The organism is Brucella sp. BE17, from assembly GCF_039545455.1.
Classification (GTDB): Bacteria; Pseudomonadota; Alphaproteobacteria; order Rhizobiales; family Rhizobiaceae; genus Brucella.
Window position 1 is genome coordinate 113,505 of sequence record NZ_CP154467.1, and the last position, 18,789, is coordinate 132,293.

An 18,789-nucleotide genomic window follows, 5' to 3' on the forward strand; every position below is an offset into this window, starting at 1 on the left:
CGCTCCTTATTCGGCGGGCTGCAGCTGTGGGGCGGCAGTCTTGCGTCCGTCCATAGGCGCTTCGAGACGCAGGTTTCCGCGAATGGTCTGATAGACGTTCCAGGCCATCACCAGTCCGCCAGCGAGATAAAGCACACCGCCCAGCGTCCGGATGACGTAATAAGGGAACATCGCAGCCACGGTTTCCACGAAGGAATAGACGAGGAAACCCTGATCGTCGTATTCGCGCCACATCAGACCCTGCTGGATACCGGCGACCCACATTGCGGCGGCGTAGAGCACGATGCCGAGCGTTGCGAGCCAGAAGTGCCAGTTGACCATGCGGATCGAATAGAGCCGCTGGCGGTTCCACAGTTTAGGTGCCAGATAGTAGACAGCGGCAAACGAGATCATGCCGTTCCAGCCAAGCGCGCCCGCGTGAACGTGGCCGATGGTCCAGTCCGTATAGTGCGAGAGCGAATTGACCGCCTTGATCGAGAGCATCGGACCTTCAAACGTCGCCATGCCGTAAAAGGCGATGGCTGCAACCATCAGGCGGATGATCGGATCGGTGCGCACCTTGTCCCATGCGCCCGAAAGCGTCATCAGACCGTTGATCATACCGCCCCAGGACGGCATCCACAGCATGATCGAGAACACCATGCCGAGCGTCTGCGCCCAGTCGGGAACAGCCGTGTAATGCAGATGGTGGGGACCAGCCCAGATATAAAGGAAGATGATCGACCAGAAGTGCACGATGGAGAGACGATACGAATAGATCGGACGTTCGGCCTGTTTGGGCACGAAATAATACATCATCGCAAGGAAGGGCACGGTCAGGAAAAAGGCGACCGCGTTATGCCCGTACCACCATTGCGTCACCGCATCCTGCACGCCCGCAAATGCGGAATAGCTTTTGACGCCAAGAAAGGAAACAGGGATCGCCAGATTGTTGACGATATGCAGCATGGCGATGGTGATAATGAAGGAGAGGTAGAACCAGTTCGCCACATAGATATGTGGCTCCTTGCGTTTGAGGATCGTGCCGAGGAAGACCACGAGATAGGCGACCCAGACGATGGTCAGCCAGATGTCGACATACCACTCCGGCTCGGCATATTCGCGGCTCTGCGTGATGCCGAGCAGATATCCGGTCGCAGCCATGACGATAAAGAGCTGGTAGCCCCAGAACACGAACCAGGCGAGATCGCCGCCGATAAGGCGCGCACGACAGGTGCGCTGCACGACATAAAATGACGAGGCGATCAAGATATTGCCGCCGAAGGCAAAGATCACTGCGGACGTGTGCAACGGGCGCAGACGACCAAAGTTGAAATAAGGTTGCAGATTGAGATCAGGAAACGCAAGCTGGGCCGCGATCAGAACACCGACCAGAAAACCGGCCACACCCCAGAACACGGTGGCAATCACGCCATAGCGGATCGGGCCATCCATATAGGTGGACGAATTTTTGGATTGGTCTACCTTTTTCGGCGCAAGGCCGTAATCGGCGTTGCGCATCAGGAGAATTGTGAAAATGGCGAGCACGATGAACAGAATCCACATATGGGTTCTGAACAGCTCGTCATGAGAAAATCCGGCCAGAAGCACGGCAAAAAGTGCTCCCAAACCGGAAAGGACTGTACCAGCGGCGTAGTTCATGAAATCCCCTCGCAGCGCATAACGAAAACCATCCTCTACGGATAGCTGTAACGATAGATTTCATATCTGCGTTCTGCAACGACAAGTCATTGATCTGAATCAAACAAGGCGGGTCGCACCTGCGACAAAACAGGCTTTTTTGGAAATTCAGCCGACGTCGTTTTCGGTGATCACATGGATGAGAATATCAACTTTTCCGACCTCGTATCCGCATGGCGGTGCGGGAATGGGACCGATACCGATGGCGTGGGTGGGGATGTCGATGATGCGATCTTCGTTTGCGATATAGAAATGGGCATGATCGCAGGTGTCGGTATCGAAGTAAGTCCGCTCACTATTCAGGCTGATCCTGCGGATAAGACCGGCTTCGCAAAACTGGTTCAAGGTATTGTAAACCGTTGCAAATGAAAGCTTTTCTCCACGAGAAGCCACTTCTTCGCGCAAGATGTCGGGTGTGACATGGCGATGCTGTTCGATAAAAAGGAGGCTTGCGAGCAGCAGGCGCTGCCGCGTCGGGCGCAGACCGGCGCGCTTTAAAATCTGCCTGACACCGACACCGCTTTTTCGGCGCGCATGATGCGAAAACGTATCCGGGTCTAGCAGCATCAGAAAACGCTATCCTTTTGTTTTCATAATAATATTCGGACTTGAAGTCCCTTTGACAAAGTCGTTCATACCGATAGAATTGCGCTTTACAATTAATTGCAAATAGCTTGCATTTGCATAATAGGCAAAATGGGCGTGCGGTCAACGTTGCTGATTGCGGAATCATCACAGGCAGCGCGTGGATTAGGTGGAAATCATTTCATAACTCTCTGTTTTATTTGCACAAAATAAAACGGACGGCGTAAGGGTAAACGCGTATCATTGTCGGTCAAGTTGAAACCGGATCACTTAAGGGCATCAAACCATGTGGCTGGTTTTGCGGCTATATTTCGTCTTCTGTGCACAGTGTTACCCTCTTTGCGGCAACAGGACCGATACCGTTGCCATCCATCAGTTTATGGGGCTGCGGAAGACGTGTTCTGTTATGTGCGGCATTTCGTCGTGGTGTTGAAAACTGAGCCGGATTTGAAAGCAAGCAGCGGAGTGTTACGTCTTTGCAAAGCGCATATATCCGTGTTGAAACGGCACAGGAACGGGTAAGATGGCTTTCATGATGACGCCTAGAGATAAACGTGATGACGTCCGCTGGAAGAAGGTGCTCGACCGAGATCGGACATCGGACGGCGAATTCGTCTATGCGGTTTTAACCACCGGCATTTATTGCCGTCCGTCCTGTCCGTCTAAGCGTGGAAAGCGTAAGAATGTGCAGTTTTTCGAGAATTGCGCACAAGCCGAGCGCATGGGCTTTCGACCCTGCATACGCTGTAAACCACATCTCAAACAAACACTTGCCGCACAGGATGCGGCCCGCTATGCCCAGCAGGTGGCGGCCGCGTGTCGTTATATCGAAACGTCGGAAGAAATTCCCTCGCTTGAGGAAGTCGCAGCCTCGGTTAAGGCAAGTCCGGCGCATTTTCACCGCCTCTTCAAGGCTTTCACTGGCTTGACACCAAAAGCCTATGCGCAAGGGCACCGTTCCGGGAAATTACGCAAAGCCCTTCAGACAGAAAGCCGTATAACCGATGCGATCTATGCGGCAGGGTATAATTCCAGCAGCCGATTTTATACAGAATCAGAACAGATTCTTGGAATGAAGCCAAAGACTTACCGAAATGGTGGTGATTGTGAAACGATCCGTTTCGCAATCGGCCAGTCCACTCTTGGCGCGGTGCTGGTCGCCGCCAGCCAAAGAGGCGTGTGCGCCATTTATCTTGGCGATGACCCGGAAAAACTGCTTAATGATCTGGAAAAAACTTTCCCCCATGCCGAGCTTGTCGGCGCGGATCGTGACTTTGAAACCATGGTCGCGCAGGTGATCGGCTTTGTGGAAACGCCGGGTATGGGCCTTGATCTGCCGCTCGATCTGCGTGGTACGGCTTTTCAGCAAAGGGTATGGCAGGCCTTGCAGGAAATACCGATTGGAAAAACAGTGAGTTATAGCGAGCTTGCCGAACAGATCGGCGCCCCGAAATCGTTTCGTGCTGTGGCAGGCGCCTGTGCTTCAAACAGGATTGCCATCGCCGTGCCGTGTCATCGTGTGGTGCGCAATGATGGTGGATTATCGGGTTACCGCTGGGGTGTAGAGCGCAAACGTGATCTTATCGAGCGAGAGCGCAAAAGCACAACGTGACACCACTTCACCTTAGTTGAGGGCTGTTTTGCCTGGGAATTGCTGGGCATAGGCGCTTTTTCGCGCAATCAGGGGATTGAAACGCAAACGTGGCCGGTCTTTGATCTCAACATCAAAGGAGACAGATATGAGCGTGACAATTTACGGTATCAAGAATTGCGACACCATGAAGAAGGCGCGCATATGGCTTGAGGATCATGGTGTGGATTACCTCTTCCATGATTACAAGAAGGACGGGCTTGACGCTGCAACGCTCGACCGTTTTTTAAAAACCATCGCATGGGAGCAATTGCTTAACCGCGCCGGTACGACCTTTCGCAAATTACCCGAAGAAATACGCACTGATGTTGATGCGACACAGGCGCGGGTATTGATGCTGGAACAGCCCTCTATGGTCAAAAGGCCTGTTCTCCAACAGGATGGGAAATTCATGGTCGGTTTCAAACCGGATCAATATGCTGTATTTTTCAAACTATAATGGCATGCAACCCTATTGCTCGAATTTCTAATATATTGCTTCGTTATTACTTATAATACGGTTTATTTTCGGAGAAGCTCGTGCATCGTCGCGTAAACAAGATCGTGCAGCAATGGTCGGTAAGCTGGCGCGACGCGCTGGTCGCTTCCTGCGCGGGTGGCGTTGCATGGTTGATTGCGCAATGGCTGCTCGGCCAACCCCTGCCGATCTTCGCCATGGTCACCGCCGTGATTTGTCTGGCACCCAATCTGCCCAATCACGCCAAGCAAGCGGTGAGCGTTATGATTGGTGTGACCACGGGTGTGGTGATCGGTGAGGTTTCGCTGCTCTTGCCGGATACCATTCCTGTTCTTCACATGAGTGCCGTGACCTTCATTGCCATGGTGCTGGCGACGACATTTGGCCTTGCGCCGTCGATTGCTATTCAATCCGGCGTTTCAGCTCTTCTGGTTATGGTGATGGGACCGCAGGTGGCCGGGGTTACACGCTTGCTCGATGTGGCGGTCGGGGCGGGGGTAGGGCTTTTGTTCAGTCAGGTCTTGCTGACGCCTGATCCAGTGCGCCTGATTGATCGGGCTGTACGCGGTCTTCTCGACCGGCTGGCAAAAGAATTACGTCAGGCTGCACTCGCGCTCGAAAACGAGGACCCGGCGCGAGCGCAAAATGCGATCACGCAATTCACTGCCGCTCACCGCGCCGTGATCGCACTTGGTGACGGTATTGCGCTGGCGCGTTCCAATGCGCGCTGGTCACTGCGCGGGCGGCTTGTCGCGGGTGAAGTCGTGGAGATGGCCGGGCGCTACGAGCGACGCGGTGTACGTCTTTATGCATCCGCATTGTTGTTTGGTGAAGCGCTCGGAAACGCGCTGCGCAAGAGGGAAGCGCCGCCGCCGCGATGGATCGGCGAAGCGCTCAACATCGTAATTGCCAACTGCGCTCTGGAGGAGGGTACGCAACCGGAGCGCATTCCGCCGCGCCCAGAAGATATTCCCTTTGGCTGGCGCGACTGTGCGCGGCGTCTGGAAATGGTGCATGACACGCTTGTCCACTTTTTGCATGCAGCCACCCCCGACAGCGTGCCGGTGCGCGCACGTGCGCGTGTTTCGATCTGACGAGAATGGGTATTATCCCGCAAGAGGGAGATACTCGCCCCGTAACTGACCAGCATGGCGGGCAGGTGGATATCCAAAAATACGCGCATAGTCGCGGCTGAACTGCGATGGGCTGCCATAACCAACATGAAAGCCTGCGCTTGCCGCATCCAAAGCATCGCCGACCATCAGCCGTTGTGCTTCCTGCATGCGCAGATGCGTGCGGAACTCAAGCGGACTCATTGCGGTGATCGCCTTGAAATGCGCATGAAAGGTGGAGCGGCTCATGCATGCGACCTCTGCCGCCTGCTCGATCGTGCAAGCTTCGCGGAAATGCGCCCTTATCCACAAAATAGCCTTGGCAATCTGGTTGAGTCGGCTGTCTGCCTGTGCCATTTGTCGAAGCATGGCACCGCTCTCACCGCTTAGAAGACGATAGAGAATTTCACGGATCGTGAGTGGCGCAAGTGCGTCGATATCTTCTGGTGTATCCAGAAGCCCTGCCAGCCGTATCGCTGCATCCAGCAGCATAGGAGTTGTCCGGTTGAGCGCAAGCCCGGACGCCATAGCTTCGCAATCAGGCTGGGTTGCTGGATAGCGGATCGTCATTTCGCCCAGCATTGCGGCATTGAGGTCAAGCTGTAAACACAGATAGGGGCGCTCGGCGCTTGCCTCGATGACCGACCCCATGATTGGCAGGTCGACCGATGCAATGAGATAGCTTTCCGGATCGTAGACGAAGGCGGTTGCGCCAAGCATGGCGCGCTTTCGCCCCTGCGCGATGATGCAGAGCGTCGGTTCGTAAATGACCGGCATCGGCATTGTCGGTGTCGATGAGCGCAACAATGTTACGCCGGGAAGCGCACCGCGATGGATGCCGTCTTCAGGGGCATGGCGGCTTAAAATATCGGTAAGCGTTGCAAGCTGTTTCATGTCATCCTTATCGCACGTCAAGCGACTGACGAAAAGATGCGATCCAGTCTGTTCGGACAATCATGCAAGGATTGCGGACAAATCGTCTAACGCTCCTCCATAAAGCCGGGCCAAATGAAAGGATCAGAAACGGCGATAAACTCGCCTGAATTGGAGACCCTTTTCCATGCCCCAAATCAACTCCCTTGACCACCATCGCCTGCTTGGCCGTTCGGGCTTACGCGTCTCACCCTTGTCGCTTGGCACTATGACCTTCGGCTCTGATTGGGGCTGGGGGGCCGAGGAAGGGGAGGCCCGCAGCATTTTCGATGCCTATGTTGATCGCGGCGGCAATTTTATCGACACGTCCGTTAACTATACCAATGGCGCGTCCGAGCGCATTTTGGGTGGTTTCATCAAGGACAAGCGTGAGCATATCGTGCTTGCCACCAAGTTCACGATGGCGCGCGATCCGCAGAACATCAATTCCGGTGGCAATCATCGCCTGAACCTCGTACGCTCACTCGAAACAAGTTTGCGTCAGCTCGATACCGACCGGATCGATCTTCTTTATGTGCATGCCTGGGATTTTACGACTTCGCCCGAAGAGGTCATGCGAGCGCTGGATGATCTGGTACGTGCTGGCAAGATCCTTTATGTCGGAATTTGCAACACGCCTGCCTGGCGCGTGGCGCAGATGCAGACGCTGGCCGATCTGCGTGGCTGGTCGCCCTTTGTTGCCTTGCAGATTGAATATTCTCTGCTGGAGCGTACGGTCGAATATGAACTCATGCCAATGGCGCGTGAAATGGGACTGGGCGTCCTGCCATGGTCGCCGCTTGGCGGGGGCATTCTGACCGGTAAATATAGCCGCGCCGATCTTAGCGACGAAAACAGTGCCGATGTTGCGCCTACACGCAAAGGCGTGATTGCCTCGACCGGCCACCTCAGCGAGCGCTCACTCACTATTGCCGATGTGGTGGGCACCGTTGCCGAGGAGCTGGGTACTTCGCGCTCGCAGGTCGCTCTTGCCTGGACGCTAACCAATCCTGTGGTCGTCTCACCCATTATCGGTGCCAGAACCGTGGCACAGGCCGAGGACAATTTTGGTGCGCTTGATATTGCGTTGAGCGATGAGCAGATTACCCGCCTCAACGAGGCAAGTGAAGTGCCGCCGATTTTCCCGGAGCGGTTTATCGGCAGGCCAATGGCCCAGCAACTTATCTTTGGGGAAAATTCCGTCAAAAAGCGGACGTGATATCCGTGGAGGCCGGATTGGTTTCCGGCCTCCGAAGCATTTGATTGATGTGAGCTTCAAGAAAAATTCGATTGTAATGCTTGACGTCAGGTCTATTTTCCGGCGCATGACGCACACTGTTCCCCAAGCCGACCTTTCCTCTTCCCATCATCATCGAAAAGCCATGCGTTATGCGCTGGGCGGCTTTCTGGCGATGGCCTCTGTCATGGGTATTGGCCGCTTCATCTACACACCCATTTTGCCTGGTATGATGAGCGATGTCGGGTTCAATGCGGCGGATGCTGGGTTCATCGCCTCGGCCAATTATATCGGCTATCTACTGGGTGCGATTGTTGCAGGATTTGGCTGGTCGGGGGGCCTCGAACGCGCAAGTGTTATTGCCGGACTGGTGATCAGCGCGGTTTTATGTGCGGCCATGGCGATGACAGATAATGTGTGGCTGTTTGCTGCTATTCGGTTTGCGGGCGGTTTCATTAGTGCCGTCACTATGATCCTGTGTACCGCCATTGTGCTGAGCCATCTTTCCGCGCATGAACGCGCCGATTTGGGCGCGTTGCATTTTGGCGGCGTCGGTAGCGGTATCGCACTTTCGGCGGCTCTTGTCGCAGCCATTCAGTTTTTAGGGCTTAGCTGGCGTGCGGAATGGATCGGGGCGGCTTTACTCACCGTGCTCATGTTGATCGCTGTGCTGGCTCTGATACGCGAGGGGCCAATCTCCAATGGTAATGGCAAGCGTGAGCCAGCCCTGCCCAAAAGCTTTGCGTTTAATGCCATCGCTCTCGCTTACGGCATTTTCGGCTTCGGTTATGTGATAACGGCGACCTTTCTGATAGCGGTTGTGCGAGCGGGGGGCGGCAGCAGCTCCATGGAAGCTGCGGTCTGGGTGGTGACGGGCTTGAGTGCTGCGCCCTCGATCTGGTTGTGGGCGCCGGTCGGCAAAAGGTTCGGCCTTTTTACAGCCTTTGCCGTAACAGCGTTTCTGGAAGCCATCGGCGTTGCAGCCAGTGTCATGCTGGCACCGCCCGTGGGGCCGTTGCTGGGTGGCTTTCTTCTCGGCGCGACTTTCATGGCGCTGACGGCTTTCGGGCTTCAGATTGCCCGTGTTCTGGCACCGCTTTCGCCAAAACGCGCGTTGGCGCGCATGACGATCTGTTTCAGCATGGGCCAGATCGCAGGCCCACTTGTGGCCGGTTATCTGGCGCAGAAAACCGGCTCTTTCACGCTCGCCAGCCAGGTTGCGGCGCTTTCGCTTGTGGCGGTGGGCCTGATCAGCCTTGCCGCCGGACGTTCAGCAACGCGTGAAAGAGCCTGATCGTTCAGGCAAGCATGGTTTTGAGTGCTGCGACCAGCTGGTCCATTTCGACCTGCGTGGTGTAAAGCGCGGGGCTGACACGGATGCACTGGCCCTGGCTCACATCTGCGCGGCGGGTGGTGAGCACTTTGTGCTTATCGCGCAATTCGGAAACGATTGCGTCATTGTCTTCCTTGCTTGTCTTGTCCGTGAAGCGGAACGAAGTAATACCCGCATGCATGGAAGGCTCATCGGGGGTTAGGATTTCCAGACCCTTTTGGTCGCGTAGCTTTTCCACCCAATAATTGCGTAGATAAGTCAGACGCGCCTGTTTGGAAGCGGCTGTGATTGTCTGATGGAGCTTGATTGCGGCCGGCACGCTCAAGGCGGCTGCAAAATTGGTTGTGCCGGTATGCACGCGGGCACGGATATCGTCCTGCGACCAGTCCTTGTCGCCAAGATAGGTGTCGATATCTGCAAGCCGGTCCCTGGCGATATAGAAAAAGCCCATGCCGACCGGTGCGCCGATCCATTTGTGCAGGTTGAAACCGACAAAATCCGATTTGAGATCGCGCACGTTGAAATCGATCTGCCCCCAGGAGTGGGCGGCGTCGACAATCACGTCCACGCCCTTTTCCCGCGCCATTTCGGCAATTTCGCTGATCGGCATCACCAGCCCCGTGCGATGCGAGAGGTGGGTGAGGAGGAGAAGCTTCGCTTTGGGTGTTTCAGCAAGTACCTTGCGATAGGTTTCAAGCACGTTGTCGTGCGTGGCTGGTTCGGGTATGGCAAAGGTTTTAACGCTCACGCCACGGCGCTTCTCAAGTGAAGCCATGGCATATTGCATGGAATCATAATCAAGGTCCGAATAAAGCACCGTATCGCCGGGCTCGAGCTTGTTATAACCGGCAATGAGGATTTGCAGCGCTTCGGTAGCGCCACGCGTCAATGCAATTTCTTCAGGTTCCGCGCCTACGGCTTCTGCTACGACCTGGCGCACACCTTCAAAATCCTTGCCAAAGGTGCTGCGCGCGTAAATGGTGTTCTCGCGGTTCACCCGACGGGTGTTTTCCAGATAATCCTCAAAAACAGGGCGGGCCATGATGCCCCAATAGCCATTTTCAAGATTGGCGATAGAGCGGTCGACCTCATAAAGATCTTGAATGCTTTGCCACGCCTCGTCGTTTGAAGCCGCATCCAAACCGGGAAAGCTGGTTTCCGCCGCTTTGGCTTGAGCAAATGCCTTCGGGGTGGCGGTTGCGCCAGCTGCGATTAGCGTCGATGTCGCGATAAGAAACTTGCGTCTTTGCATAAGGGGCATGGGCAACCTATCCTGTCATTCCTGAATTGATGCGGCCCCTATAAATTCCAGCGGTGACGGGCAATTGACAGTTTGGTAACAGCAATCGGAAGCTTTGATGACAGTGTTGTTGTCATGAAGCTGTCCGTAAGCTTTTTGGCAAAGACAAAGGTGTGCGGGTCATCCCGGAATAAGGCAAAGCGCGGAGCGAAGACCGTTTTCTGCCGTGAGGGTTGGCTTATTTCTCTCAACGGGTCTTACATATGGCGCGAATTACGATTAAAAGCGCGGAACACATATTCATTGAACAGCAATTTCGGTGCACGAGAGAAAAAGCAGGCTCATGGCAGACGACAGTTTCATTCGCGAGGTCAACGAGGAAATTCGTTCAGCACGCGCCAAGCAGATCTGGCAGAATTTCGGGCCGATCCTGATCGGCGGCGCCGTTGCCCTTGTTATCGGTACAGCCGCCTGGGTTGGATATCAGAACTGGACCGAGAGCAAGGCATCGGCCTCGGGCGACGAGTTTTTGGCAGCACTTGATCTTGCCTCCGCAGGCAAGAACGACGAGGCGCTGGCAGCGCTTGATGATCTGGAGAAGACCGGCTACGGCTCTTATCCGGTGCTTGCACGTCTGCGCGCCGCATCGGTTCAGGCGCAAAAAGGCGACGCTGCTGCTGCCGTCAAGGCTTTCGATGCGGCGGCTTCCGACAATGGCGTGCCTGCTGCACTGCGTGATATAGCGCGCCTGCGGGCAGCATATCTGCTGGTCGATAGCGGTTCCTATGATGATGTCGCCAAGCGCGCCGAACCATTGTCGGCTGATGGCAATGCCATGCGCTTCAGTGCGCGCGAGGCACTGGGCCTTGCCGCCTGGAAGGCCGAGCGCTTTGACGATGCGGCAAAATTGTTCGAGCAGATCGCTGATGACGGACAGGCGCCTGGCAATATCCGTCAGCGTGCCAATACCATGCTGGACCTTATGCGCAGCGCCGGGGTCGGCGTAAACGACGCGCAAGCCTCGTAATTTCTGGAGACGTTTTCTTTCATGGGCTTTACTCTCGCCATTGTCGGGCGTCCCAATGTCGGCAAGTCCACCCTGTTCAACCGTCTTGTCGGTCGCAAGCTGGCGTTGGTCGATGACCTGCCCGGCGTCACTCGCGATCGGCGCATTCACGACGCGAAACTTTATGACCTGAAATTTCAGGTCATTGACACGGCAGGTCTGGAAGAGGCGGCCAATGACAGTCTGGAGGCTCGCATGCGCGCCCAGACCGAAGCCGCTATCACCGAGGCTGACGCAATTCTGTTCGTAATCGACGCCAAGGCGGGCATCACCCCCACCGACAGCACATTTGCAGAACTGGTTCGACGCTCGGGCCGCCCCGTGGTGCTGGTGGCCAACAAGGCGGAAGCGCGTGGCGCGCAAAGCGGCATGTATGACGCTTTCCAGCTTGGACTTGGTGAGCCGTGCCCGATTTCGGCTGAACACGGGCAGGGCATGCCCGATCTGCGTGATGCGATCGTCGAGCTTTTGGGCGAAGAACGCGTCTTCGAAGACGAAAGGGAAGAAGAGGCCGCGGCTGAAGTTTTTACGCCCGCAGCCGTGGGTGCGCTGGTTGGTGACGACATCGAAGACCCGGATGCGGAAGAAATTCCCGCCTATGATGCGACCAAGCCGTTGCGTATTGCCATTGTCGGCCGTCCCAATGCGGGAAAATCGACGATGATCAACACCATGCTCGGCGAGGACCGTCTGCTGACGGGACCCGAAGCAGGCATCACACGTGATTCGATATCGGTCGACTGGGAATGGCGCGGACGCAAAATCAAGCTGTTCGACACCGCCGGTCTCAGGCGCAAATCGCGCGTGCAGGAAAAGCTTGAAAAGCTCTCCGTTGCTGATGGGCTACGCGCCATTCGGTTTGCCGAAGTGGTCGTCATCGTGCTTGATGCAACGATTCCGTTCGAAAAACAGGACTTGCAGATTGCCGATCTCATTATTCGTGAAGGTCGTGCGCCGATCATCGCTTTTAACAAATGGGACCTGATCGAGGACCGGCAGATGGTGCTGGCCGATCTCCATGAAAAGACGGCGCGGCTCTTGCCGCAGGTGCGCGGGCTTCGCGCCGTGCCGATTTCGGGGGAGCGCGGGCAGGGTCTCGACAAGCTGATGGAAAATCTGGTGGCGACGCATGAAATATGGAACCGCCGCATTTCAACAGGCAAGCTCAACCGGTGGCTGGAAGGCGTTGTCGCACACCATCCGCCGCCAGCCGTTTCGGGCCGCAGATTGAAAGTGAAATACATGACGCAGGTCAAGACGCGCCCTCCGGGGTTTGTCGTGTCCTGCTCGCGCCCTGACGCGATGCCGCAATCCTATGTGCGCTATCTCATCAACGGCTTACGCGAAACTTTCGACATGCCGGGCGTGCCGATCAGGCTTTCTCTGCGCACCTCGGACAATCCTTTTGCGGGACGTGCGAAGAAGAAGAAATAGAGCGGATGAAATAGCAAAAGCCCGGAACCAGTGTTCCGGGCTTTTGTTTTACGATCATGTCTGCAATCAGTCTTTCGCTGCGGCGGCCTTTTTGAGGCAATCATCGATGCTTGTTTCGCAAACCGGCAGTTTTGCGCGCTCCACCGGTTTATCGCGCATAGACTCGTAAAGAATGCGGAATTCCACATCCTTGTAATTATAAGTTTTGGCTTTGGAACGGATACGGCTTTTTTCAAGCGCCGCACCGGTAATTGCCATATGGCGCGACAGGAATTTGTAGGCCCACGGCTGCGCGCCCTTTTCATGTTCGAAAATTTCAACATGGAAATAGGGCTCGCCAGCGGCCTCGTCAGGCACCACATGAACCGCCGCCCAGCGGGTCATTTTCGGGGTGTCGGCGATGACGATATTTTCGTTAAGGGCCTGGGCACGGGCCGCGGAAAAGGTTACTGCACTAGCTCCGAGCATCGCCGTGATCATGAGTAATTTTGCGCGCATTCCGCTTCCTGCTCTTTAATAGGATATGTTTCAGGCGTTGACGATCTTTGCGTCCCTGGTTGAAAAAAGCAATGAAAACAATTGAAAATCTGCTTTGTTAATTCAAAATTAATCAATATTTTCAAAGGGTAAACGCATCCGCGTTAACCATCCATCAAGGTTAATACTCCATTATCGCTCCTGTTAAGTTTCTCAGTTCGAGTGGAGTGTGTGGTGCGTCTTGTGTCATTGCGAGCGCTGTTTGGCCAAAGGAAGGCCGTTGCCGAGCCGGTATGGCATTATCCCGTTACGGGCTATTGCCCGGAAGAGGGGCGCTATTATGGTGTGCGTGCAAAGCCGCGTCCGCAGGTCCGCACTCCGCGTCGCGTCGCCCCGCTGTTTCTGGCTGGTCTAGCCTTTCTGTTCAATTCCAACGCCATTGCATTTCAGGACATGGCAAGCCTCGTGCCCGCGACCGATCTCGGCACGCACCGCTGGACGGCCTATGTTGCCAAGGCCCCAGTTGGCTCGCTGCATCAGGCGGAAATTCCCTTTGTCGATGCAACGACTGTGACCGGGAGCGTTTCTACAAGCGGTATTGAAGTGCCGGGTATCGGCCGTGTCGCGCTTTCCGGCGCGCGTAAGACTGCAAAGCTCGGCCCTGATGATCCAGATCCGGATGAAAACCGCATCAACCGTGCAGACAAAACCAGCCGCATCGTCTCAGTCCAGCAAAAGGCCCCGGCCAAGGCTTTCACGGCTGGTAGCATGTTCGACAAGATCAGCATGATTACCCATCCGCGCGAAAAGACGGATGCACGTATGGCCTTCACCAAAAAGCTGGAAGGCAAAGAGATCGATATCTCTATGGTTTTCCACGCCGTCAAGCCGGCCAAGCCCAAGCACGATATGCCGGTGCAGCTGGCAAAACTCGTCACTAACGAGCGACCGGATGCGCTAGCACTCGGTTATGCGCCGTCTAGTCCCGATTATGGAAAGACCTCCCCTTTCGAAATCATATTGAAGCCGGGGCCGGATGAGGGGCGGTTCATCCCTCCGATCAGCCAGCAGGACCACGGCTGGGCGGCAACTCCGTTGCCGCCTTTAGCGTTTAGCAAGAGCGAACAAAAATGCCTTGCCGAAGCTATCTATTATGAAGCTAGGGGCGAAAGTGTGAAGGGGCAGGTGGCTGTGGCGCAGGTTGTGTTGAACCGCGTGCGCAATCCGGCCTATCCTGGCACCATCTGCGGCGTTGTCTACCAGAATCGCGACTGGCTCAATGCCTGCCAGTTTTCTTTTGCCTGTGACGGCCAGCGGCACCGGACCAGCGAGATACCGCAATGGCGGATGGCGCAGCAGGTGGCAAAGACCGTCTCGTCCGGCCAGATATGGTTGCCGGAAGTCGGCTCTGCCACGCATTATCATGCGACGTATGTAAAACCTTTCTGGGCGCCGACCATGAAGAAACTGACAAAAATCGGACTGCATGTGTTCTATCGCACCTATGGCGGCGGTTGGAGCTAGTGGATTCTTCGAATTTGATATTTGAAAGGGTGATCGTGGTATGTGCGATTCAAATGTCAAATTCGAAGAATCCACAAGTGCGCATTGCAAAAGGCGTGAAGCGTTTGTGAGATAAGTAGCGCTCCTGATCGTGCTTGCGACGCAAAATCGCGGAGGATTCGCCGTCACTTTGTGCTGTGAAAGCGCACATTGTGACACTTTATTATCTATCTCTTTGTTTTTGCACTTTAAAAAACCTTCTGGAGCGTATAACAGACTGCCTTGACTAGCGCGCAACGTGTCAATATGTTGCGCGCAACTTGGAAATGGGGGCATGCGCTCGCATTCTTGCGAAAAGGAGTTGCCAATGGCGCGCGGGACAGACCCCGAAAAGCCATCCGGTACGGTCAAGAATGTTGGTGAAACCTCCGGTTCCGGGGAGCTGGATCATCGTTTGAACCGACTTGAGGCCGAACTGGTCAAAAAAGGCGCGCTCAAGCCTCCGGCTTCCGAGGACGGGCGGTCTGAAACTGCCAGTTCGGTTGCGCAGGCCATGAAAATTTCCAGCGAATTCATCGCTGGTGTCTTGGTCGGAGCGCTGCTTGGCTGGTTTATCGACCGCGTCGCCGGTACGTCACCCTGGGGATTAATTATTTTTCTCCTTTTGGGCTTTGGTGCCGGAGTGCTCAATGTACTTCGTTCCGCAGGGTATGTTGCTGATCAAGGCAGCATTAAGACTAGCGCGGAAAAGAATGACGGGAAATAAGGCTTGGCGGGCTTTACGGTAAAGTTCGTTCAAGTGTATGTGAATGGGCGGGATTCTGCCCGAGACTGAAACGCCTGCGGGCAGGAACGACAGACGAGGTTAAGGTGGCCAACGATCCGATCCATCAGTTCCATATCAACCGGTGGATTCCCATCGATGTTGGCGGCGTCGACTTTTCGTTCACCAACGTCTCGGCCTTCATGGTCGCAACCGTGGTGGTCGCTTCGGGCTTTCTATACCTGACCTCTTCGGGTCGCGGTATGATCCCGACGCGCCTTCAGTCGGTTTCGGAAATGGCCTATGAATTCGTGGCGTCCAGCTTACGTGATTCAGCCGGCTCGAAGGGTATGAAGTTTTTCCCCTTCGTCTTCTCGCTGTTCATTTTCGTGCTGGTTGCCAATTTCCTAGGCCTGTTCCCCTATTTCTATACGATCACCAGCCAGATCATCGTGACCTTTGCACTTTCTTGTCTCGTTATCGGTACGGTTATCGTCTATGGTTTCTTCAAGCATGGTTTTGGCTTTCTAAAGCTCTTCGTACCAAGCGGCGTGCCGGCTATCATTGTGCCGCTGGTTGTTGCCATTGAAATCATCTCGTTCCTGTCGCGTCCGATCAGCCTCTCCGTTCGTCTTTTTGCGAATATGCTGGCTGGCCACATCACGCTCAAGGTTTTTGCGGGCTTCGTCGTGTCGCTGGCTGCTCTCGGGCCCATCGGCATTGGCGGCGCCGTCCTGCCGCTCATCATGACGGTTGCGATCACCGCACTCGAATTCCTCGTGGCCTTTCTTCAGGCTTACGTGTTTACCGTTCTCACCTGCATGTACATCAACGACGCTGTGCATCCGGGACACTGAGTTCTAACCGGCGGGCGACCGCCAGAACTGAAATCCGCGCTTATTTATCAATCCAGAAGGAGCTTAACATGGAAGCGGAAGCAGCAAAGTACATCGGCGCCGGTCTCGCCTGTTTCGGTATGGCCGGTACGGCTCTCGGCCTCGGCAATATTTTCGGTAGCTATCTCTCCGGCGCACTGCGCAACCCGTCCGCCGCTGACAGCCAGTTTGGCCGTCTGGTGTTCGGCTTCGCCGTGACGGAAGCTCTGGGCATCTTCTCGCTGCTCATCGCGCTTCTGCTCCTCTTCGCCGTTTAATCGACGGTTGCAGAATAAGACCTGCCGCGAAGCAGCCTCAATGCTGCATACGCGGCCGGTTCTTGCATTAGACGTCTGAGTTGCATGATCGTTTCCTAAGCGGGGTTTGAGCCTTGCGGGATCATGCATAAACCAAGGGGAAAACTGGATGTTCGTGTCCACGGCGTTTGCCCAAACCGCCACTGAATCGCAGCCGGCGCCCGCTGGCGAACATGATGCTGTGCACACCGAGACCGGAATTGCCCGGGAGGCGAAGCAAGATATCGTATTCCCGCCGTTCGATTCCAATCATTATGCCTCGCAGCTTCTGTGGCTTGCCATCACGTTTGGTCTTTTTTATCTGTTTATGGCGCGGGTGGTTCTGCCGCGCATTGGCGGCGTGATCGAAAGCCGTCGTGACCGTATCGCTCAGGATCTCGATCAGGCAGCCCGTCTCAAGCAGGATGCTGACAGCGCCATTATCGCATACGAGCAGGAACTGGCTGAAGCACGCTCCAAGGCCGCTTCAATTGCCGAAGCTGCACGCGAAAAAGGCAAGGCAGAAGCCGACGCTGAACGTGGCGTTGCCGAAGCAGCGCTCGACAAAAAGCTGAAAGAAGCCGAAGAGCGCATTGCGACCATCAAGGCCAAGGCCATGAGCGACGTTGGTGCTATTGCAGAGGAAACCACTGCTGGCATCGTCGAGCAGCTTTTGGGCAGCAAAGCCGATAAGGCCGCTGTTACAGCCGCCGTCAAGGGCGCTAACGCCTGAGGAGAGCACAATGGATTCTACATTCTGGGCTCTCGTTGGCCTCATCATATTTCTCGCACTTCTCGCCTATCTGAAGGTTCCGGCAATGATTGGCAAGTCGCTCGACGAGCGCGCTGACAATATCAAGAAGGAACTGGAAGAAGCCCGTACACTGCGCGAAGAAGCGCAGCAGTTGCTGGCGGAATATCATCGCAAGCGCAAGGAAGCCGAGAAGGAAGCTGGCGACATCGTCGCTGCTGCCGAACGCGAAGCCAAGGCGCTGCTTGAAGACGCCAAGCGTGCGACTGACGAGTATGTCGAGCGTCGCAACAAATTGGCTGAGCAGAAAATCGCAACCGCTGAAGTGGATGCGGTCAATGCGGTGCGCAGCTCCGCAGTTGATCTGGCAATTGCAGCTGCCAGCAAGATCGTTGCCGATAAGGTCGATCCTGCTGTGGCAGGCAAGCTGTTCAAGGATGCACTTACACAGGTGAAGTCCAACCTGAACTGAGCTTGTTCTCATTCGATTTGCAGACGCCGCCCCAAAAGGGCGGCGTTTTTGTTTGGCGAAAAGGAAAAGTGTCAGCCGCGCTTTGTTCAGTCTTTTCAGGGCGATCAGCCCGCGTGAAAGCGGCCCTTGATGGGTGAAAATGTGTAGCGGTGAATGCCGGGAATAGGGCCGTCTGCCTCGATGGCCGCGCGGTGTTTTGCCGTGCCGTAACCGGCATGGAGTTCAAGCCCGTAGCTGTCATGCACTTGGCCAGCCCGGATCATCATGCGGTCACGCGTCACCTTGGCGAGGATGGATGCGGCGGCAATTGACACTGAGCGCTGATCGCCCTTCACAAGTGCCGAGCCGGGGCAGGCAAGGTCTGGTGGCACATCGCGACCGTCAATCAGTGCATGGCAGGGCGTAAACGTCAGGCCCTTACAAGCAAGCCGCATGGCTTCGAGTGCCGCCTTGCGGATATCTGTTGCATCGATTCTGCGTGCACTGACGCTGGCAATCGACACACAAATGGCCTTGGCGAGCACGATTTCGTAAAGTGTCTCACGTTTTGCTGCATTGAGGCGTTTGGAATCATCCAACCTCTGCGGCAGATCATTGGCGTTAAGCACAACGGCTGCGGCGACCACCGGTCCTGCCAGAGGGCCGCGACCGGCTTCATCGATACCGACAACATGTTTGAGGCCACGCGATAAAAGCCGTGTTTCTTCCGAAAAATCGGGAAGCAGCGGCATGTCGAAAAGAGAGAGAGAATCAGAAGCGATGCGTTTCATGGAGCGGCGATGCTCGCATTGCTTCTGATTCTCCGCAAGACCCTGCCAAGAGGATGGGGTGCGAAAGCAGGGCCTCTTCGCCTGCTCAGGGGATACAGGCGGTAAACTGTTAAAAGTGGTTTCGTAGGACGGGCAAAGCCGTTTGTGCAGCAACGCGTTCGGATAAGAACTGTTT

General features: G+C 55.4%; 19 protein-coding genes. 13 read left to right on the forward strand and 6 right to left on the reverse strand.

The window, feature by feature from the left end; genetic code table 11:
* Nucleotides 1–6: 6 nt before the first annotated feature.
* Complete coding sequence (gene ccoN, locus AAIB41_RS00540; protein ID WP_343313645.1) at nt 7–1,641, reverse strand: cytochrome-c oxidase, cbb3-type subunit I; 1,635 nt, start codon at nt 1,639–1,641, stop codon at nt 7–9.
* Between the two features lie 147 nt (nt 1,642–1,788).
* A complete protein-coding gene (irrA, locus tag AAIB41_RS00545; protein ID WP_343313647.1) occupies nt 1,789–2,247 on the reverse strand; it encodes an iron response transcriptional regulator IrrA in 459 nt (152 codons plus the stop codon).
* A gap of 550 nt (nt 2,248–2,797) precedes the next feature.
* Here irrA and ada point away from each other — a divergent pair.
* From ada to AAIB41_RS00560, 3 genes are all read left to right on the forward strand, one after another.
* The gene (ada, locus tag AAIB41_RS00550; RefSeq protein WP_343313649.1) at nt 2,798–3,877 is read left to right on the forward strand and encodes a bifunctional DNA-binding transcriptional regulator/O6-methylguanine-DNA methyltransferase Ada; all 1,080 of its coding nucleotides are present in this window, start codon (nt 2,798–2,800) and stop codon (nt 3,875–3,877) included.
* A gap of 127 nt (nt 3,878–4,004) precedes the next feature.
* A complete protein-coding gene (locus tag AAIB41_RS00555; RefSeq protein ID WP_343313651.1) occupies nt 4,005–4,355 on the forward strand; it encodes an ArsC family reductase in 351 nt (116 codons plus the stop codon).
* A gap of 80 nt (nt 4,356–4,435) precedes the next feature.
* The gene (locus AAIB41_RS00560; protein ID WP_343313653.1) at nt 4,436–5,467 is read left to right on the forward strand and encodes an FUSC family protein; all 1,032 of its coding nucleotides are present in this window, start codon (nt 4,436–4,438) and stop codon (nt 5,465–5,467) included.
* Nucleotides 5,468–5,479: 12 nt separating this feature from the next.
* Here AAIB41_RS00560 and AAIB41_RS00565 read toward each other — a convergent pair whose 3' ends face one another.
* Nucleotides 5,480–6,379 carry an AraC family transcriptional regulator gene (locus tag AAIB41_RS00565; RefSeq protein ID WP_343313655.1) on the reverse strand — a complete coding sequence of 300 codons (900 nt, stop codon included), beginning with the start codon at nt 6,377–6,379 and terminating at the stop codon, nt 5,480–5,482.
* Between the two features lie 166 nt (nt 6,380–6,545).
* Between AAIB41_RS00565 and AAIB41_RS00570 the strand changes: the two genes are divergently transcribed.
* Complete coding sequence (locus tag AAIB41_RS00570) at nt 6,546–7,616, forward strand: aldo/keto reductase (RefSeq protein ID WP_343313657.1); 1,071 nt, start codon at nt 6,546–6,548, stop codon at nt 7,614–7,616.
* 106 nt (nt 7,617–7,722) lie between these two features.
* Nucleotides 7,723–8,928, forward strand: a complete 1,206-nt coding sequence (locus AAIB41_RS00575) for a YbfB/YjiJ family MFS transporter (RefSeq protein ID WP_343313659.1) — start codon at nt 7,723–7,725, stop codon at nt 8,926–8,928.
* A gap of 4 nt (nt 8,929–8,932) precedes the next feature.
* On the opposite strand, the gene AAIB41_RS00580 is transcribed toward AAIB41_RS00575, so the two are convergent.
* Complete coding sequence (locus tag AAIB41_RS00580) at nt 8,933–10,228, reverse strand: aminotransferase class V-fold PLP-dependent enzyme (protein WP_343313661.1); 1,296 nt, start codon at nt 10,226–10,228, stop codon at nt 8,933–8,935.
* A gap of 322 nt (nt 10,229–10,550) precedes the next feature.
* Between AAIB41_RS00580 and AAIB41_RS00585 the strand changes: the two genes are divergently transcribed.
* Both AAIB41_RS00585 and der read left to right on the forward strand, forming a co-directional pair.
* On the forward strand, nt 10,551–11,234 hold the full coding sequence (locus tag AAIB41_RS00585; RefSeq protein WP_343313663.1) for a tetratricopeptide repeat protein: 684 nt from the start codon (nt 10,551–10,553) through the stop codon (nt 11,232–11,234).
* 21 nt (nt 11,235–11,255) lie between these two features.
* Nucleotides 11,256–12,707, forward strand: a complete 1,452-nt coding sequence (gene der / locus AAIB41_RS00590) for a ribosome biogenesis GTPase Der (protein ID WP_343313665.1) — start codon at nt 11,256–11,258, stop codon at nt 12,705–12,707.
* A 66-nt stretch (nt 12,708–12,773) separates the two neighbouring features.
* Here the strand turns inward: der and AAIB41_RS00595 are convergent, their stop codons facing one another.
* Entirely contained in the window at nt 12,774–13,205 is a 432-nt protein-coding gene (locus AAIB41_RS00595; RefSeq protein ID WP_343313667.1) for a DUF5086 family protein, read from the reverse strand.
* A gap of 213 nt (nt 13,206–13,418) precedes the next feature.
* Between AAIB41_RS00595 and AAIB41_RS00600 the strand changes: the two genes are divergently transcribed.
* The 6 genes from AAIB41_RS00600 (at nt 13,419) to AAIB41_RS00625 (ending at nt 17,844) form a co-directional block, all read left to right on the forward strand.
* Nucleotides 13,419–14,708 carry a cell wall hydrolase gene (locus AAIB41_RS00600; RefSeq protein ID WP_343313669.1) on the forward strand — a complete coding sequence of 430 codons (1,290 nt, stop codon included), beginning with the start codon at nt 13,419–13,421 and terminating at the stop codon, nt 14,706–14,708.
* Nucleotides 14,709–15,054: 346 nt separating this feature from the next.
* Nucleotides 15,055–15,453 (forward strand): AtpZ/AtpI family protein, encoded by a 399-nt coding sequence (locus AAIB41_RS00605; protein WP_343313670.1) that lies wholly within the window; start codon nt 15,055–15,057, stop codon nt 15,451–15,453.
* Between the two features lie 104 nt (nt 15,454–15,557).
* Nucleotides 15,558–16,307, forward strand: coding sequence for a F0F1 ATP synthase subunit A (locus AAIB41_RS00610; protein WP_343313673.1), 750 nt, complete (start codon nt 15,558–15,560; stop codon nt 16,305–16,307).
* 68 nt (nt 16,308–16,375) lie between these two features.
* The gene (locus tag AAIB41_RS00615) at nt 16,376–16,603 is read left to right on the forward strand and encodes a F0F1 ATP synthase subunit C (protein ID WP_007632966.1); all 228 of its coding nucleotides are present in this window, start codon (nt 16,376–16,378) and stop codon (nt 16,601–16,603) included.
* Between the two features lie 148 nt (nt 16,604–16,751).
* Complete coding sequence (locus AAIB41_RS00620; protein ID WP_343313681.1) at nt 16,752–17,354, forward strand: F0F1 ATP synthase subunit B; 603 nt, start codon at nt 16,752–16,754, stop codon at nt 17,352–17,354.
* 10 nt (nt 17,355–17,364) lie between these two features.
* Nucleotides 17,365–17,844 (forward strand): F0F1 ATP synthase subunit B, encoded by a 480-nt coding sequence (locus AAIB41_RS00625; RefSeq protein ID WP_343313683.1) that lies wholly within the window; start codon nt 17,365–17,367, stop codon nt 17,842–17,844.
* 104 nt (nt 17,845–17,948) lie between these two features.
* On the opposite strand, the gene AAIB41_RS00630 is transcribed toward AAIB41_RS00625, so the two are convergent.
* The gene (locus AAIB41_RS00630) at nt 17,949–18,614 is read right to left on the reverse strand and encodes a ribonuclease HII (protein WP_343313685.1); all 666 of its coding nucleotides are present in this window, start codon (nt 18,612–18,614) and stop codon (nt 17,949–17,951) included.
* Between the last annotated feature and the right edge of the window lie 175 nt (nt 18,615–18,789).

What these genes read in the sequence shown, in the direction of transcription:
- ccoN (WP_343313645.1), bottom strand. Translation starts at nt 1,641, where the DNA reads ATGAACTACGCCGCTGGTACAGTCCTTTCCGGTTTGGGAGCACTTTTT.
- irrA (WP_343313647.1), bottom strand. Translation starts at nt 2,247, where the DNA reads ATGCTGCTAGACCCGGATACGTTTTCGCATCATGCGCGCCGAAAAAGC.
- ada (WP_343313649.1), top strand. Translation starts at nt 2,798, where the DNA reads ATGATGACGCCTAGAGATAAACGTGATGACGTCCGCTGGAAGAAGGTG.
- AAIB41_RS00555 (WP_343313651.1), top strand. Translation starts at nt 4,005, where the DNA reads ATGAGCGTGACAATTTACGGTATCAAGAATTGCGACACCATGAAGAAG.
- AAIB41_RS00565 (WP_343313655.1), bottom strand. Translation starts at nt 6,379, where the DNA reads ATGAAACAGCTTGCAACGCTTACCGATATTTTAAGCCGCCATGCCCCT.
- AAIB41_RS00570 (WP_343313657.1), top strand. Translation starts at nt 6,546, where the DNA reads ATGCCCCAAATCAACTCCCTTGACCACCATCGCCTGCTTGGCCGTTCG.
- AAIB41_RS00575 (WP_343313659.1), top strand. Translation starts at nt 7,723, where the DNA reads ATGACGCACACTGTTCCCCAAGCCGACCTTTCCTCTTCCCATCATCAT.
- AAIB41_RS00580 (WP_343313661.1), bottom strand. Translation starts at nt 10,228, where the DNA reads ATGCCCCTTATGCAAAGACGCAAGTTTCTTATCGCGACATCGACGCTA.
- AAIB41_RS00585 (WP_343313663.1), top strand. Translation starts at nt 10,551, where the DNA reads ATGGCAGACGACAGTTTCATTCGCGAGGTCAACGAGGAAATTCGTTCA.
- der (WP_343313665.1), top strand. Translation starts at nt 11,256, where the DNA reads ATGGGCTTTACTCTCGCCATTGTCGGGCGTCCCAATGTCGGCAAGTCC.
- AAIB41_RS00595 (WP_343313667.1), bottom strand. Translation starts at nt 13,205, where the DNA reads ATGCGCGCAAAATTACTCATGATCACGGCGATGCTCGGAGCTAGTGCA.
- AAIB41_RS00605 (WP_343313670.1), top strand. Translation starts at nt 15,055, where the DNA reads ATGGCGCGCGGGACAGACCCCGAAAAGCCATCCGGTACGGTCAAGAAT.
- AAIB41_RS00615 (WP_007632966.1), top strand. Translation starts at nt 16,376, where the DNA reads ATGGAAGCGGAAGCAGCAAAGTACATCGGCGCCGGTCTCGCCTGTTTC.
- AAIB41_RS00620 (WP_343313681.1), top strand. Translation starts at nt 16,752, where the DNA reads ATGTTCGTGTCCACGGCGTTTGCCCAAACCGCCACTGAATCGCAGCCG.
- AAIB41_RS00625 (WP_343313683.1), top strand. Translation starts at nt 17,365, where the DNA reads ATGGATTCTACATTCTGGGCTCTCGTTGGCCTCATCATATTTCTCGCA.
- AAIB41_RS00630 (WP_343313685.1), bottom strand. Translation starts at nt 18,614, where the DNA reads ATGAAACGCATCGCTTCTGATTCTCTCTCTCTTTTCGACATGCCGCTG.